Consider the following 16,120-nt stretch of genomic DNA (forward strand, 5'->3'; position numbering starts at 1 on the left):
CTCCTGGGCAGTCCGGGCATGGTTCCGCCGGTCGTCCTACTCCAAGTCCAGCGCGTCCTCGGCCCAAGGCAGGCCGGGCTCGAGATTCTCGTCGAGCTCAGCCAGGACGGCCGCGTGTTCCGTGCCATCCTCAGGCAAGCAGGATGCCAGCCGTTGCAGCGCAAGACGCAGCCGATGAACCGCCTCATCGGAGCCGTCGGACTGCACACGGAACAACCCGACCGCCTCCCGGGCGGCAACCGCCGCCGCGGGCCTGTCGCCGAGGGCGCTCTGCACGATGCTGAGGAAGACGAGAGCGCGTGACATGGCCTCGGCCGAGCCCGGATGTAACGCGGTCAGGCTCCGGAACAGCCCCACCGATTCGGTCAGCGTCGACAACGCGTGCTCGTAATCCTCCAGCATCGCCAACTGTTGACCGAGGGAATACATCGTGACGGCGAGCCTGCGGGCGTCCCAATCAGGCGCCGTTTCCCGCAACTGCCGCTCCACGGTCGCCAGCTCACGGAGCACTCTGATCATCTCGGCCGAGCGTTGGAGCTCCCCCAGAACTCCAGCCAACGCGAAAAGGCACTCACCAAGGTGAGCCAGAAAGCGAAGGGGAATGTGCTGCGCCAGATATCGATAGAGGTCGGCCGCCTCGGACAACGCGAGGGCCGCCTGTCCGGACTGGCCGGTCTCTTCGAGGCTCAGCCCCAGGTTGTGCAGGGTGCGGGCGTATTCGATCCGGTGAGTCTCGGGATCGTCCGCTGACAGCCAGCGCAGCGCGTCGGCGGCACGCCGACCCACCTGGACGGCTTCCTCGGCATGACCCAACTCGTGCAGCAGCCGGGCGACACCCGCCTCGGCGCCGACCAGTGACGCTCCGTAGCTCTCCTCGTCCTGGGCCGCCAGATCCCCGTACAGAGCGACCGATTCCTCGGCGGCAGCGAGCGCTCCCTGCAGATCCCCGGCGTCCGAGAGAACGTTGGAGTGGTTACTCAGGCTCCTCGCCAGGATGTCCTTGTGCCGGGACGCTTCGTCAGGGGACGGCCCCTGGGGATGCTGCCGCAGGAGCTCGATCGCCTCGGACATGACGAGCGCCGACTCGGACTGCCTCCCGGTGTAGGCGAGCGTCTCGGCATAGTGGTTGAGCAGCTCGGCCAGGTCTACGGGATCCCCGATCTCGGGGTCGTCACTGTGCTCCCTCACCTGCTGGACGGCCTTGGCCAGCACGTCGGACGCCTCGACGTGTTCCCCATAGTCCATCAGGCTCCGCGCGAGCATCCAACGGAACGCGATGTCGACGGCGGCGGGAGCACCGTCCGGAATGGCCTTCGCGCTCTGCTGGGTCAGCTTGAGCCGAGCGTAGGTCAGTTCCACGCCTCTGACCGGTCGCAGGGCAATCAGCATCGCCGTGTACGGCGAAAGATGTTCGGCGACAGCGAGCATGATCGCGGGCGAGGTCTCTGCGAGATCAGGTCGCTCGCCGATCACCGTGTCCAGGAGGTCGCGGACGGGATCGTGGCGGACGGCGTTGGCAAGGACGATCAGCGCCTGGCGGATGTCGCCGTCCTGCAGCAGAGAGCCGTCGCCGGTGAGCAGCTCGGCGAGATCGTCCCCCGCCTCCTGGTCGCGGCCCAGATGCCAGCCGAGGAAGTCCTCGGCGAACCGGTCGGGACGCAGTGGCGTCAGGTTCTGGTCGGACGGATACAGGGTCCGGTGCGCCCTCAGCGCCCGGTCTGCCTCGGCGGGCCCGTCGGCGGCTCCGGTGGCGAGCAGCAGCGCCCGGGCCGACTCCCGCGTGCGGGCGGGACCGAACAGAGTGGCCAGGACCACCAGAGCACGCATGGTGTCCGCGGCATCGGAGGCGTTCCAGCGGCGCTGCTCGTGCAACAGCAGGTAGCGCGAGATGTCGGCCGGGCGCGCGTCGTCCTCGCGCGCGGCGACGACTCCCGCGAGGGCCGCCATGTGGAGGGTCAGCGGCGAGGCGTACGCCGGGTCGGCGAGGTCGTCCGGGACGGGCGGGGCCAGGTCGGGAGCGTCCAGGGCACAGGCGAATGCCGCGGCGGCCTCGGCGAAGAGTGCTTCCCTCGACGGCCCGGCGAAGCCGGCCAGTGCGATCGGCGGAGCGTAGGAAATACCCAAACCGTCGAGCTCGGCCTCCAGCTGGTCCCAGAGGTGAGTGTCGGAGCGGGCGAGCAGCAGGACCCGTACCACCCGGGCCCCACCTGCACCGCGCGACGACTCGAGCATCGCCAGCAGGCTGAGATACCGCCAGCGCTCGGCGTAGTCGACGACGATCAGCAGTCGCTCGGAGGGCGGTCCTTCGCCCGATGGCAAGAGGGGCGCCGCCGTCGCGAGATCCCTGGCCTGCGCCACCGACCAGCCGTCAGCCACGGCGCGGGAGGCGAAGTACTGTGCGGTACGGGTCTTCCCCTGCCCGCCCGGTCCGTGGAGCAGGAGCACCGACAGGCCCTCTCTGCTGTCCCGCCAGCCGGCTAGTGCCTCCAGGTCCACGACCGGCGGCCGATAGGGCACGACCTGGTTGCCCGGGTGCAGCAGATAGCTCGGCTGGTGCCGCACTTTCTCGGGCAGTTCGGGGGACTCCAACGGCCGCAGCAGCTCAAGCCGGAACGAGCGCTGTTCCAGCATGATCGTGACGTGTCCGGCGACATCGCCGAGCTGGATGTTGTGTCCGCCGATCCAGGAGTTGTCTACGCTCGGTCCGTCCACCCCTGCCGCTCCTGTGCTGCGTGATGACACTGACGATGCCGGTCAGGCCGGGCCGATCCGGACGTCTCCCCCCGCATGTCCGATCTGGATGTTGTCTCCGCCGATCCGGCTGTGTGACACCGCCGGGCTGTGGTCCCCGGCCCACACGCCGCCGACCGTGGTGGCCGCTGTCCGCAGCATCTCGGCGAGTTCGGTTCGCAGTTCGGCGTCCTCGCGCAGGGCCTGCTTGAGCTGCCGGCGCAGCATGGCCGCGGCATCGAGGTCGTCGGGCTCGTCGGCGGCCTCGGCCACGGCCTGTTCCAGCGCGGCCCGCCCGGGTTCGTCCCGGCGACTCCACACGGCTCGCAGGATTCGGCGGCCCAGGGTGACGGTGGCCTCGGCGGCGGTGTCCTCCGCCCGTGTGAGCACGGCCGCCCCGTAGGCGCCGACCGCGGCCGTCAGGTAGGGCCCGGCCTGCTCCAGCAACTGCACGATCTCCGCATCAACCATGCCTGCTCCCCCGGTGATGTGTGGCTTGGCCGACGGGTGCTTCCCCATCAGGCGCACTCTTCAGGGTAGGCACAACGACCCGGGCGCGCAGGGACCTTGCGGCATCCTGTGGGGCGCGCGGTGCAGTGTCTGGGGCCGGCTTAGCGGGTTCCGGGCTCCCGGGTGACTGGTACAAGCCTCCCCGACCTCCCTCGCCACGTACTGGGACGCCTGGCTCCGGGAGTCGAACCGTCACCCTCGAACTACAACCCGAACCTCATCCCCCAGTTCCCGCACCTCGAACCAGTCGAAGTCCGCCACCGCTCGGGTCCCGCCCAGGTCCTGCACGCACACGCCGACGAACGCCCCGGTGAACCGCAACCGGTCCCCGTAGTCGTCCGAGAGCCTGCTCGCGTCCAGGGCCGGGCCCAGGTCGTGCCAGGCGGCTCCGTCGGGTGAGGCGGAGAAGTGGAGTTCCGCGCCGTCGAAGCGGGCTCGTAGGTGGACCAACGGCCAGTCGTCCACGGCCAGTTCGGTGTCGGGGAGTTCGCGGTACGTGCCGTCGTCGGTGAGGACCACGCCCAGTACCCGGCCCCTGCCCTCGACGTGGGTGAGGCGTAGGTAGTAGTGCGTGGAGGTGTCGTACCAGCAGACCAGGCCCGCGAGTTGGGAGAAGTGCGAGGGGCGGAAGTCGACGACCGTCGTCACCTCGCAGTGGACCGAGGTGAGCGGTCGTGCGATCAGGCTCTGGTCGAAGTGAGAGTGGAGGCTTTGGCGGCCGCGGAGCCGAAGGTGGCTCGGGCGCTCGGTGAGCGTCAGCCAGTCGGGGGAGGCGGGTCCTCTCAGCGTGCTCCAACTTCCGTCCAAGGCTGGTGTGTTGAAGTCGTCGCGGACATCGGTCACCGTTTCCCGCCCCGGCTCCACCCCCGCAGGCGCCGGAACCTCCAGGCTCGGGCTGCGGCCCCCGTCCGCCAACCGCAGCCACCCCTCCCCCGTCCACGTCACCCGCTGAAGGCACGTCTCGCGGCCCAAGATGCAGCGCGGCCCCTCCGCGGTGCGCACCGGGCGTGAGGCCAGGTGGGCGAGGTACCACTCGCCCTCCGGGGTCTGGACGAGTTCCCCGTGGCCCGCTTTCTGCAGGGGCCAGTCGGGGGTGTCCCGGGTCGTCAACAGCGAGCCGTCCGGGTCGAGTTCGTACGGGCCCGGCAGGTCGCGCGAGCGGGCCATGAGGATGCCGTGGTTCCAGCCGGTGCCGCCCTCCGCGAGCATCAGGTAGTACCAGCCGTCGTGCCGGTAGACGTTGGGGCCCTCGATCAGCTCCTCGTGCGTGAGGATCGTGCGGGGCTCCCCGATCAGGGCCTGCTTCTCGGCGTCGTACTCCTGGAGCAGGATTCCGGCGAACGAGGGGTGCCCCTCGCGCGGGTCCCACTGGATGTTGAGCAGCCAGCTGCGGCCGTCCTCGTCGTGGAAGAAGGACGGGTCGAAGCCGGAGGAGTTCAGGAACACCGGCTCCGACCACGGTCCGTCGATCGCGGGCGCGGTGATCAGGTAGTTGTCGACGTCCTTGTAGGGGTGCCCGATGGTCCGCACGATGCTGTAGACCAGCCAGAACCGGCCGTCGTGGTGCGAGAGGGACGGCGCCCACACGCCGGCCGAGTCCGCCACACCGCGCAGGTCCAGAAGGTCCGTCCGGTCCAGGATGTGACCGGCCGGCTCCCAGTGGACGAGATCGGTCGAGCGGTGCACGGGCACGCCCGGGAACCATTCGAAGGTGGATGTGGCGAGGAAGTAGTCCGTTCCGACGCGCAGGATGCTCGGGTCCGGGTGGAATCCGGGCAGCACGGGGTTGCGGATATGGCCCGCGGTCATGCAGGTCCTTTCAGCAGAGGGTTCGGGGCACGCAGGTTGGTGGTTGGTGATGGGTGGTTGGTGAGGTCAGCCCTTCACCGCGCCCTGCATCACACCGGCCACGATCTGCCGGGACAGCAGCAGGAACACGAGCAGCAGCGGCAGTACGCCGATCGCGGCGCCGGAGAGGATCAGGGTGTAGTCGAGGGCGTAGCCGCTCGCGAGTGAGGACAGGGCCGTCTGGACCGTCGGGGTGACGGAGGGGTCCAGGACGATCAGCGGCCACATGAAGTCGTTCCAGGTGGCCATGAAGGTGAACATGGCGAGCACGGCGGCCTGCGGGCGGATCGCGGGCAGCGCCACATGCCAGAAGATGCCGAGGGTGGAGCAGCCGTCGACGCGGGCGGCCTCGACCAGTTCGTACGGGACGGACTCCTCGCTGGCCTGGCGCATCCAGAAGACGGCGAAGGCGTTGACGAGCGCCGGGACGATGACGGCCTTGAGGGTGGCGATCCAGCCGAGCTTTCCCATCAGCATGTAGAGCGGGATCATGCCGAGCTGGGTCGGGAGCATCGCGGTGACGACCACCGCGAGGAACAGCGCGTTGCGGCCGCGGAACGGCAGCTTGGCGAAGGCGAACCCGGCGAGGGACGACAGCAGGACGCAGCAGACCGTCACCGTGGTCGAGACGATCAGGGAGTTCCGCAGCGCGAGCCAGAAGTCGACCGTGTCGTAGACGCGTTGGATGTTGTGGACCAGGTTGCCGCCGGGCGTGAGGGTCAGCGCCGAGTCGCCGATCACCGAGTTGTCGCGGGTGGGCAGCACGAAGGAGTAGTAGAGGGGGAAGAGGGAGGCGGCCAGGACGGCGACGAGGACGCCGTACACGAGGAAACCGGGCCGTCCGGAGGCCTGCCGGGTCTTCCGGCTGGGCAGGGCAAGGGTCATGACGGCATCAGTCCTTCGACGCGATGCGCCGCGACAGCGCGTAGTTGATGCCGGAGAGAACGGCGATGAGCAGGAACATCACCCAGGCGAGGGTGGCCGCGTAGCCCGCGTTGAACTCGCGGAAGCCCTTCTCGTAGAGGTACATCATCAGCGTCTGGAACTGCCGGTCGCTGCCGCCCGTGCCCTCCGTGCCCTGGGTGTCGAAGAGTTGGGGCTCGGTGAAGGTCTGCATCGCGCCGATCGTCGACATGACGACGGAGAAGATGACGGTGGGGCGGATGGACGGCACCGTGATGGACCAGAAGATGCGTCGGTGGGAGGCGCCGTCGAGCATCGCGGCCTCGTGGAGTTCGCGCGGGACGCCCTGCATCGCGGCGAGGAAGATCAGCGCGTAGTAGCCCGCCCAGCGCCAGATGATGATGGTGGAGACGGCGGGGATGGCGGTCCAGCGGCTGGCCTGCCAGTCGATCCGGTCGATGCCGGCCAGGCTCAGTACGTCGTTGATGATGCCGGTGTGGAAGCCGTAAAGCTGCGCGAAGACGAGGCTGACGGCGACCACCGACACGATGTGCGGCAGCACGACCCCGGCCCGCCACACCGCGCTGCCGCTGAGCTTGCGGTTGAGGATGCCGGCGAGCCAGAGCGCGAGGAGCAGCTGGACTCCGGTGCCGAACACCAGCAGGAGCGTGGTGTTGAGGAGCGCGTTCCAGAAGTACGAGTCCTGGAACAGGAGTTGGTAGTTGTGCAGGCCCGTCCAGCCCTGGTCGCCCTCGATGATCGCCCATTTGTGGAAGGAGATCCAGCCGGTGTAGAGGAGCGGATAGGCGGCGAAGACGCCGAAGATCACGAAGAACGGGGCGATGAGGACGTACGGGGTGTACCGCAGGTCGAAGCGGGTGAGGCGGGTGCGCCAGCCGCCTCGGCGGTGGTGCCGTCCCGGCACGGGAGCCATGGGTGCCCCCGTGCCGGGACGGGTCTCGGTGACCGTCATCGGGTCATTCCCCCGCGACCTTCTTGGCGTCGGAGACGGCCTGGTTCCAGGCGTCCTCCGGCTTCTGCTTGCCCTGTTCGACGCGGAGCAGGGCGTTCATGAAGGCGGTGGCGACGTCGCTGTCCTTGGTGCCCCGGTAGAGGGGCTGCATCGCGTCGACGGCCTCGGCGAAGATCTTGCCGGTGGGGGCGTTGGAGAAGTACGCGTCCTTCTTCGCCTGCACCTGTGGGTCGTTGTAGACCGACGGGTGGCTGGAGAGGTAACCCTTGGAGAGGAAGAGCTGCTTCTGCACCTTGGAGGAGGTCAGCCAACGGGCCAGCGCCACAGCCTCCTTGGGGTGCTTGGTCTGCTTGGGCACCAGGAGATAGGAGCCGCCCCAGTTGCCGCCCTGCGGGGCCGCGGCCACCGACCACTTGCCGGCGTTGGCGGCACCGGACGCCTCCTTGGTGCGGTCGAGCTTCCAGGCGGGACAGACAGCGGTTGCCGCCTTGCCCGTCTTCAGGGCGTTCGCCATTTCCGGGGTGAAGGGCGGATATCCGCCGCTGACTTTCTTCACGGACATGTTCGCGGCGGTCAGGAAGTCCGTCTTGAGGTCGGAGTTCTTGTCGGCGATGAACGAGTCGTCGGACTCGGCGAAGAAGGTTTCCTTGAGCTGATTGCCCATGCCGACCCAGACGTCACCCGTATTGGCGGTGAAGGAGGCGTTCTTGACCTTGGCGCTGAACTTCTCGCCCGTCTCGGTGAACTTGTCCCAGGTGGGCCAGAGCGCCGCGACCTTCTCGGGGTCGGTCGGCAGTCCCGCCTGCTTGAACAGGTCGGTGCGGTAGCAGATGCCGAGCCCGCCGAGGTCGGTGCGCATGCCCAGTACGTACTTGCCGCCGTCGACCGTGCCGTAGTCGTACGCCCACTGCACCCACGGGTCGGAGGTGTTGTCGACGCCGTAGTCGGCGAGGTTGAGGAAGCGCTGGTGGCTGGGCTTGAACTTGCCGATGATGTCGTCGCCGAGGCCGACCACGTCGGAGGCGCCGCGGTTCGCCGCGAGCTGGGTGACGAGCTTCTTCGGCAGGTCGTCGATCAGGACTTCCTTGATCTTGATGCCGGGGTGGCTCTTCTCGTACTCCTTGTAGAGGTCCCGGTAGCCGTAGTCGACGTGGGTCGTGACGGTGAGCGTGATGGTTCCGCCGTCGGCACTGTCGGAGGAGCCCCCGCCGCAGCCGGACGCCATGAGGGCGATGACCGCGGCGCCGACCGCCACCCGTATCCCTTGGCTGGCTTGGTACTTCATGCCCTCACCCCTCTGTCTCCGCGTTCGGCAATGCGGCTCGCTTGTTCGGCATTTCGAAAGTTTCGGCTCGGAAGAATTCTGCGAATCCCTGCTTCTTCACGCCGTGTTGAGGCGGGCTTAATGTAGGAACCGGTTGCTACGCGGTCAATGTTTCGGTCGCGTGAGCAGCGCTATTCGAAACTTTCGATGGCCCTCGGGGGCCACAGGGATGGCCCTCGGGCGGGCCGGAGGGGCGGACTCCATGGTCCGTACGGGAAGCGCGACCGGGCCGACATTGGCGGTCGTCGCGCGCGAGGCCGGGGTGTCCGTGCCGACGGCGTCGAAGGTGGTCAACGGCCGCGAGGACGTGGCGCCGGAAACCCGCCGCAGGGTCACCGAGGCGCTCGACCGGCTCGGCTACGTCCGCAGACCCCGCTTCGAGGCGTCAAAGGCGCCCGGCCTGGTCGACCTGGTGGTGCACTCCCTGGAGAGCTCCTGGTCCGGCGCGGTGCTGCACGGCGTGGAGGGCGCGGCACACGACGCGGGCCTGGAAGTGGTGGTGTCGGCGGGGCTCACCCGGACCAGGGGCGGGCGTCCCGAGCGCGGCTGGCTGGACAAGCTCACCACCCGGGGATCGTCAGGGGTGTTGTTCAACCTGGCCGAGCTGACCGCGTCGCAGTACGCCTGGCTCGACCAGCACCGCATCCCGTTCGTGATGATCGACCCGGTCCTCGAACCGCCGCCGGGCGTGGTGTCGGTGGGCGCGGCGAACTGGCAGGGCGGCCTGCTCGCGACGGAGCATCTGCTCTCCCTCGGCCATGAACGCATCGCCGCCGTCGGCGGCTACCGCCGCAAGATATGCAGCAGCGACCGGATCGCCGGCTACCGCTCGGCCCTCGCGTCGGCCGGGATCCGGCACCGCCCCGAATTCATCCGCTACGGCAGCTTCAACGAGACCGGCGCGCACCGCCGCATGCTGGAACTCCTCGACCTCCCCGAACCGCCCACCGCGGTCTTCGTCTGCTCCGACAAGATGGCGCTCGGCGTCTACCAGGCCCTGGCAGAGCGGAAGCTGAGCGTCCCGGACGACATCAGCGTGGTCGGCTTCGACGACCTCCCCGAGTCCCGCTGGGCCACCCCGGCGCTCACCACCGTGCGCCAGCCGCTCTCCGAGATGGCGGCGACGGCTCTGCGCCTGCTCGTCCGCATGATGGCGGGCGACCAGCCGGAGGGCACGCGCACGGAGCTGTCGACCCGCCTGGTGGAGAGGGCGAGCACGGGCCCGGCGCCCGGCTAGGCAGTGGCACGGGGCAGGGTGGGGCGGGGCGGGGCGGGGCGGGCAGCGGAAGAGTCGCCGCAGGGCGATATCCGGCTCCAGACCCAGCCCCAGCCCCAGCCCCAGCCCCAGCCCCAGCCCCAGCCCCAGCCCCAGCCCCAGCCCCAGCCCCAGCGTGACCCTCTCGACAGCCGTCAGCGCTGCCAGAGGAACGCGGCCTCGTCACAGGGACGGCAGCCGAAGACATAACCGCGGCCCCCGCCGCCGAAGTTCGCCGAGGCGGCGATGTCGCACCCCCTCCTCCAGCTCGGCCACGAACGTCATGCGGCCGGCGCAGCGGGGGCAGTCGGGGGTCTCCTCGCCCTGGAGCCAGTCGGGCTCGCCGCCGAGCCGTCCGGGGACCGGCTCCTCCGTGGGCGTGTCAGCGGGATGACGGCGCAGGCATGTGCCGAGCCCATTTCCGTGGCGGGGCGGCGGGGGCCGAACCCTGCCATCCGTGTCCGATTCGTTCAAGACCCCGCTCCCCCGCCCTGCCTACCCTGCCCTCATGACTCCACGATTCGATGTGATCGGCCTCGTCGTCTCCGACATGGCCGCCTCCCTCGCCTTCTACCGTCGCCTCGGAATCGAGTTCCCCGACGGCTCCGAGGACCAGCCGCACGTCGAGGCGGAGCTGCCCGGCGGGCTGCGGCTGGCGCTCGACACGGAGGAGACGATCCGTTCGTTCCACAGCGGCTGGCGGCCCCCGGCCGGCGGCGGCCGGATCGCGCTCGCCTTCCTCTGCGACAGCCCCGCGGAAGTCGACTCCGTGTACGAGGAACTGGTCGGCGCCGGGCATCACGGCGAGCTCAAGCCGTGGGACGCCTTCTGGGGCCAGCGGTACGCCGTCGTGCACGACCCGGACGGCAACGGCGTCGACCTGTTCGCGCGGCTACCCGAGACGCAGTAGCTCCCGCGCGGGCATCCCCGCCAACTCCCTTACGTCCCGCGCCAAATGGGCCTGGTCCGCGAACCCGGCGCGAACCGCGGTCTCCGCGAGGGGCACCCCGCCCCGCGCGAGCGAGAGGGCCCGCTGCAGCCGCAACACCCGGGCCAGCATCTTCGGCCCGTAGCCGAACGCGGCCAGCGAGCGGCGGTGCAACTGCCTTGCGCTCAGGCCCAGTTCATCAGCGACCGCAGCGACCGGTCTGCCATGGTCCAGCGCCGCGACCAGACCCCGCAGCAGCGGATCCGGGGGATCGGCGTCCACCGCACGCTCCAGAGCCACCTCCTCCAGGGCACTCACGGGGTCGGCGGCCCCGTCGACCTTCCCAGTGAGGCGCCGAACCTCCGTAACGGGCCACAGGTCGGCCAACTCCACCCGCCGGTCGCGGAGTTCGTGCGCGGGAACACCCAGCAACGTGGGCGCTGTACCGGGGTAGAACCGGATGCCCGCCCAGCCACCGGGCACGCCACCGGGCACGTACGCCCGCGTGTCGGGACCGGCGACCAGCAGCCGTCCCTCGGTCCACAGCAGGTCCATGCAACCGTCGGGCAGCACGGGCCGTACGGCCGAGCCGCTCCCCGGCAGGACACGGCTCCACACCACGGCGCCCGCCAGCCGGGACGCGCGTTCCACGTACACGTCGCCAGGCTACGCCGCCCGCGTCCGATGCTCCTGCGGGCTGACCCCGTACACCCGCTTGAACGCGCTGGACAGCGCGAACGCGCTGCCGTAGCCGACGTGGCGGGCGATCGAGTCGAGGGTGTCGTCCGTTTCGACCAGGCGGTCGGCGGCCAGGGCCAGCCGCCAGCCGGTCAGATACGTCATCGGGGGCTCGCCCACGAGTTCGCTGAAGCGCCGGGCCAGCGCGGCCCGCGAGACTCCGGCCTTGGCGGCGAGGGTCGCCACCGTCCAGGGATGGGCCGGGTCGTCCTGCAAGAGCCGCAGCACCCGGCCGACGACCGGGTCCGCGAGAGCCTGGTACCAGGCGGGCGCCGCGGCCTCGGGGCGCGAGAACCAGGCCCGCAGCGCCGCGATCATCAGCAGGTCGAGCAGTCGGTCGAGGACGACCTCCTGCCCGGGCTCGTCGCGCACCATCTCCTCGGCGAGGATCGGCGTCAGCGGGCACTCCCACACGTCGGAGGTGAGGGAGAGAAGGGGCGGCAGGGCGTCGAGCAGCCGTCCGCTGATCTCGCCCTGCATCATGTACGTCCCGATCAGCAGCACCGTGGAGCCGTCGAGCCGGTCGCCCCAGCTGCGTACGCCGAGGTCCCACTGGCCCTTCAGGGAGCGCCCGTCGGGGTAGGTGCACTCGCCGCCCGGCAGGATCACCGCCTGCGGCGCGGTCCCCGGGTCGTCGGCGCAGAGGTACGGGTCCGGGCCGCGCGCGATGGCGAGGTCGCCCGCCTTCAGCCGCACCCGCTCGCCCCGGTCCGGTACGACCCAGGCGTCGCCGCGGACCACCAGCATGATCGTCAGGGGGGCGCGGTCCTCGACGCGTACACACCACGGCGGGTCGAAGCACGCACGGATCATGAAGGCGCCACGCGCGCGTGGACCCTCCAACAGGCCTGCAAGGGGGTCCCCCCGCGTGAGCATGTTCGAGCGTGGGGGTGCGTCCATGGCGTCAGCGTAGACGCGTACGCATGGGAATGAGCCGTTCAGCGATGGTTCCGTACACCGGGCGGCAGTTGACTGACAGGCATGGCAGAGAACACGAAGAACATGACGGTGTTGGTGACAGGCGCCTCGGGGCGCACCGGGCGCCGGGTCGCGGAGGCCGCGCGGGCGGCCGGGCTGACGGTGCGGGCCGCATCGCGCGCCCAGGGTTTCGACTGGGAGAACCCCACGACATGGGCGGACGCCCTGCGGGGCTGCGACGCCGCGTATCTCGTGTATCCCTCGGACGTCGGCTCCCCGCGGGCCGCGGTGGATGTCGGCGGTATCGGGCGGCAAGCGGTCGATCTCGGCGTACGGCGGCTGGTGCTGCTGTCGTCGCGGGGCGAGGAGCGGGCCCGGCCGACCGAGGAGGCGCTCAGGGCGTCGGGCGCGGACTGGACGATCGTACGGGCCGCGTGGTTCGCGCAGAACTTCAGCGAAGGCCCGCTGGTGGAGGGGCTGCGCCACGGGGAGCTGGTCTTCCCCGCGGGTGAGGTGCGCGAGCCGTTCATCGACGTACGGGACATCGCGGACGTCGTGGTGGCCGCCCTGACGTCGGGCGACCGGTACGTCGGTCAGGAGCTCGCGATCTCGGGGCCCCGGCTGCTGACCTTCCGCGAGGCGGTCGCGGAGATCGCGAAGGCGACGGGCGGCGAGCTGACGTACACCCCGGTGACGGCGCGCCAGTACGGCGACAATCTGGCCGGGTTCGGGGTGCCGCCCGAGGAGGTCGAGTTCCTCGTCGACCTGTTCGAGAGCCTCCTCGACGGCCGCAACTCCTACCTCTCGGACGGCGTCCAGCAGATCCTGGGCCGCGAGCCGCGCGACTTCACGGACTTCGCTCGGGAGGCCGCGGCGGCGGGCACGTGGAAGGCCTGATCACTGCTCCGGTGGCGGTGCGTCCCCGTTCCGGTGCGGATGGTGATGCGTGCTCTTCGCGTGTGTGCGCAGCCGGGAGGTGACGTCCTCCGGGGGCAGGAAGCGCGACCAGCGTTCCGGGAACTCGGAGGGCATGTCGGAGTCGTCGACGTCGTCGGGGTCGGCGTCGTACGAGCGGTGCGCGGCGGCGCGGGCGACGTACTCGGCGGCCTGGGCCTCGCGCAGGCGTTCGTTGGCGGCGCGGGCCGCGGCGGTGGCGGCGGCCGGCCAGATCCGGTCGATGGCGGCGTTGACGGCGGCGCCGACCAGTACCGCGAAGGCGGACACGCCGATCCACAGCAGAACGGCGACGGGCGCGGCGAGCGAGCCGTAGATCGTGGGGCCCTCGACCGTGTTGGTCAGGTAGATGCGGAGCAGGAAGCTGCCGAGCACCCACATCCCGAGGGCCACCAGGGCGCCCGGCACGTCCTCGACCCACGGGGAGCGCACCGGCACGGACACGTGGTAGAGCGTCGTGAGGAAGACGACCGACAGGACGATGACGACGGGCCAGTACAGGACCTGTACGAGCGTCGCCGACCACGGCACGACGTTCACCACGGCGTCCGGGCCCGCCACCATCAGCGGCAGCGCGATCGAACCGATCAGCAGCGCCACGATGAACAGCAGGAACGACATCACCCGGGTCTTCACGATCCCCCGGGCGCCGTCGAGGCCGTACATCACGGTGATGGTGTCGATGAAGACGTTCACCGCGCGGGAGCCCGACCACAGGGCGAACAGAAAGCCGAGGGAGATGATGTCGGGCCGGCCGCCCTTCATCACGTCGTGGAGGATCGGTTCGGCGATCTGGTGCACGCCCTTGTCGGACAGGACCGTGCGCGAGGCCTCCAGGATGTTGGTCTCCAGGCTGGCGATCGTGTCGGCGCCGGTCCAGGCGTCCACGTATCCGAGCAGGCCGATCATGCTCAGCAGCAGCGGTGGCACGGACAGGAGCGTGAAGAAGGCGGCCTCGGCCGCCAGCCCCAGGATCCGGTACTCCATGCACGAGTTGACGGTGTCCTTGAGCAGCAGCCAGGCGGTCCTGCGCTTCGATACGTTCCGGTACAGCGCGCGAGCGCGGTGGAAGCGGCCCGAGGGAGGCCGTTCAGGTGTTTCTTTTGCCTGGTGCACGTCCTTACCGTATCCGTATGGCAGCCAGCACCCACACCGTGACCAACCAGGCTCCTCCCCTGGTCGGATATGACGTATTCACCGCCGACCGGGCCCTTGCGGAGGCGGTCGGCCGACATCTCGATCCGGAGATCCTTGAGGAGGCGCGAGACGATCTGTCGGCGCTCGGGCGCAGCGCCGGTTCCGCTCAGGTACAGGAGTGGGGGACGCTCGCCAACGAGAACCCGCCCAAGCTGCGCACCCACGACCGCTACGGCAACCGGATCGACGAGGTCGAGTTCCATCCGGCCTGGCACCGGCTCCTCGGGAAGGGCGTGTCCGCGGGGCTGACCGCGGCCTGGAACCGTCCGGGCGGCCATGTGCGGCGCGCGGCCTCCTTCGTGGTCTGGACGCAGGCCGAGGCGGGCCACGGCTGCCCGCTGTCGATGACCCACGCGGCGGTGCCCGCGCTGCGCACCGACCCGGCGCTCGCCGCCGAGTGGGAGCCGCGGCTGACGTCCACGGTGTACGACCAGGGGCTGCGGCCCGCCTCCCAGAAGGCCGGCGTGCTCTTCGGGATGGGGATGACGGAGAAGCAGGGCGGCAGCGACGTACGCGCCAACACGACCGAGGCGCGGCCGCTCGCCGAGGACGGGACGTATGAGCTGACGGGCCACAAGTGGTTCTGTTCGGCGCCGATGTCGGACGGTTTCCTGGTGCTGGCGCAGGCAGCCCCCTCCGGGGACAAAGGGGCGCTCACCTGCTTCCTCGTCCCGCGCGTTCTGGAGGACGGTTCGCGGAACACGTTCCGCATCCAGCGGCTCAAGGACAAGCTCGGCAACAAGTCGAACGCGTCGAGCGAGGTCGAGTTCGACGGGACCTGGGCGCGCCGGGTCGGGGACGAGGGGCGCGGGGTGCGCACCATCATCGAGATGGTCGCGGCGACCCGGCTGGACTGTGTGCTGGGCTCGGCCTCGCTGATGCGGCAGGCGGTCGCGCAGGCGATCCACCACTGCACCTACCGTGAGGCGTTCGGCGGCCGGCTGGTCGACAAGCCGCTGATGCGGAACGTACTCGCCGATCTGGCGCTGGAGTCCGAGGCCGCGACGACGCTCGCGCTGCGGCTGGCCGCCGCCTACGACGACGGGAGCGAGCAGGAGCGGGCGTTCCTGCGGCTCGCGGTGCCGGCCGCCAAGTACTGGGTGACGAAGCGGTGCACGCCGGTGGCCGTGGAGGCGCTGGAGTGCCTGGGCGGCAACGGATACGTGGAGGAGTCGGGCATGCCCCGGCTGCTGCGCGAGTCGCCGCTCAACTCCATCTGGGAGGGCGCGGGCAACGTCCAGGCGCTGGACGTCCTGCGCGCGCTGCAACGGGAGCCGGGGGCCCTCGACGCCTATCTGCGCGAGGTGGGCCAGGCGCGCGGCGCCGACCACCGCCTGGACGGCGCCATCAAGAACCTGCTGGCCGAACTCGCCGACCTGGACGGCATCGAGGGCCGCGCCCGCCGTCTCGTCGAGCGGATCGCGACGGTGCTCCAGGGGTCGCTGCTCGTCCGGTACGCGCCCCCGGAGGTCGCCGACGCGTTCTGTGCCTCACGGCTGGGCGGGGACTGGGGTTCGGCCTTCGGGACGCTGCCGCACAGTCTGGATCTGGCCACGGTGGTGGAGCGGGCGCGGCCGGTCTCCTGAACCGTGAGCGGCCGGATTCCGTCGCTCTTCGTACGGGAGCACACGGGAACGGGGGTGGTGCTGCGCCGACACGGCACCACCCCCGCATCTTGTGGCCCCGTTCAAGGAGCACGGACGCCGCGCGAGGTGACGTCGTTGTCAGTTTCAAGGAACCTTGTGACCGTTGGCGAGAGTTGCAGACCGTTGCATTCCTTTGTGCTCCTTATGCGAACTCCCCGCGTACCGCGCCGGGAGCAGGCACGATGTGGGGAGACGG

At 70.1% G+C, this 16,120-nt stretch carries 13 protein-coding genes; 4 read left to right on the top strand and 9 right to left on the bottom strand.

Annotated features, from left to right (window positions below):
* Nucleotides 1–36: 36 nt before the first annotated feature.
* The 6 genes from OIC96_RS10480 to OIC96_RS10505 all read right to left on the bottom strand — a co-directional run bounded on the left by OIC96_RS10480 (nt 37) and on the right by OIC96_RS10505 (nt 8,249).
* Nucleotides 37–2,712: a tetratricopeptide repeat protein gene (locus OIC96_RS10480; protein ID WP_330308118.1), complete on the bottom strand. Its 2,676-nt coding sequence runs from the start codon at nt 2,710–2,712 to the stop codon at nt 37–39.
* Nucleotides 2,713–2,754: 42 nt separating this feature from the next.
* Nucleotides 2,755–3,201, bottom strand: a complete 447-nt coding sequence (locus tag OIC96_RS10485; RefSeq protein WP_330308117.1) for a hypothetical protein — start codon at nt 3,199–3,201, stop codon at nt 2,755–2,757.
* Nucleotides 3,202–3,432: 231 nt separating this feature from the next.
* Nucleotides 3,433–5,049, bottom strand: a complete 1,617-nt coding sequence (locus tag OIC96_RS10490) for a glycoside hydrolase family 43 protein (RefSeq protein ID WP_330308116.1) — start codon at nt 5,047–5,049, stop codon at nt 3,433–3,435.
* A gap of 66 nt (nt 5,050–5,115) precedes the next feature.
* Entirely contained in the window at nt 5,116–5,973 is an 858-nt protein-coding gene (locus OIC96_RS10495) for a carbohydrate ABC transporter permease (RefSeq protein WP_330308115.1), read from the bottom strand.
* Nucleotides 5,974–5,980: 7 nt separating this feature from the next.
* Nucleotides 5,981–6,964: a carbohydrate ABC transporter permease gene (locus OIC96_RS10500; RefSeq protein ID WP_330308114.1), complete on the bottom strand. Its 984-nt coding sequence runs from the start codon at nt 6,962–6,964 to the stop codon at nt 5,981–5,983.
* Between the two features lie 4 nt (nt 6,965–6,968).
* Nucleotides 6,969–8,249 carry an ABC transporter substrate-binding protein gene (locus tag OIC96_RS10505; RefSeq protein WP_330308113.1) on the bottom strand — a complete coding sequence of 427 codons (1,281 nt, stop codon included), beginning with the start codon at nt 8,247–8,249 and terminating at the stop codon, nt 6,969–6,971.
* A 241-nt stretch (nt 8,250–8,490) separates the two neighbouring features.
* Here OIC96_RS10505 and OIC96_RS10510 point away from each other — a divergent pair, with 241 nt between their 5' ends.
* Both OIC96_RS10510 and OIC96_RS10515 read left to right on the top strand, forming a co-directional pair.
* Nucleotides 8,491–9,525: a LacI family DNA-binding transcriptional regulator gene (locus tag OIC96_RS10510; RefSeq protein WP_330308112.1), complete on the top strand. Its 1,035-nt coding sequence runs from the start codon at nt 8,491–8,493 to the stop codon at nt 9,523–9,525.
* A 526-nt stretch (nt 9,526–10,051) separates the two neighbouring features.
* On the top strand, nt 10,052–10,453 hold the full coding sequence (locus OIC96_RS10515; RefSeq protein ID WP_330308111.1) for a VOC family protein: 402 nt from the start codon (nt 10,052–10,054) through the stop codon (nt 10,451–10,453).
* Here the strand turns inward: OIC96_RS10515 and OIC96_RS10520 are convergent.
* Both OIC96_RS10520 and OIC96_RS10525 read right to left on the bottom strand, forming a co-directional pair.
* Nucleotides 10,436–11,128: a helix-turn-helix transcriptional regulator gene (locus OIC96_RS10520; protein WP_330308110.1), complete on the bottom strand. Its 693-nt coding sequence runs from the start codon at nt 11,126–11,128 to the stop codon at nt 10,436–10,438. The two genes, OIC96_RS10515 and OIC96_RS10520, sit on opposite strands and share 18 nt — an antisense overlap.
* Nucleotides 11,129–11,137: 9 nt before the next feature.
* Complete coding sequence (locus OIC96_RS10525; RefSeq protein ID WP_443058533.1) at nt 11,138–12,085, bottom strand: cupin domain-containing protein; 948 nt, start codon at nt 12,083–12,085, stop codon at nt 11,138–11,140.
* A gap of 105 nt (nt 12,086–12,190) precedes the next feature.
* Here OIC96_RS10525 and OIC96_RS10530 point away from each other — a divergent pair, with 105 nt between their 5' ends.
* Nucleotides 12,191–13,024, top strand: coding sequence for an NAD(P)H-binding protein (locus OIC96_RS10530; protein ID WP_330308108.1), 834 nt, complete (start codon nt 12,191–12,193; stop codon nt 13,022–13,024).
* Here OIC96_RS10530 and OIC96_RS10535 read toward each other — a convergent pair whose 3' ends face one another.
* A complete protein-coding gene (locus OIC96_RS10535; RefSeq protein WP_330308107.1) occupies nt 13,025–14,197 on the bottom strand; it encodes a YihY/virulence factor BrkB family protein in 1,173 nt (390 codons plus the stop codon).
* A 17-nt stretch (nt 14,198–14,214) separates the two neighbouring features.
* Here OIC96_RS10535 and OIC96_RS10540 point away from each other — a divergent pair, with 17 nt between their 5' ends.
* The gene (locus OIC96_RS10540) at nt 14,215–15,864 is read left to right on the top strand and encodes an acyl-CoA dehydrogenase family protein (RefSeq protein ID WP_330308106.1); all 1,650 of its coding nucleotides are present in this window, start codon (nt 14,215–14,217) and stop codon (nt 15,862–15,864) included.
* Nucleotides 15,865–16,120 lie beyond the last annotated feature (256 nt).

The sequence above is a fragment of the Streptomyces sp. NBC_00775 genome, assembly GCF_036347135.1.
In the GTDB taxonomy this organism is placed as follows: domain Bacteria; phylum Actinomycetota; class Actinomycetes; order Streptomycetales; family Streptomycetaceae; genus Streptomyces; species Streptomyces lutosisoli.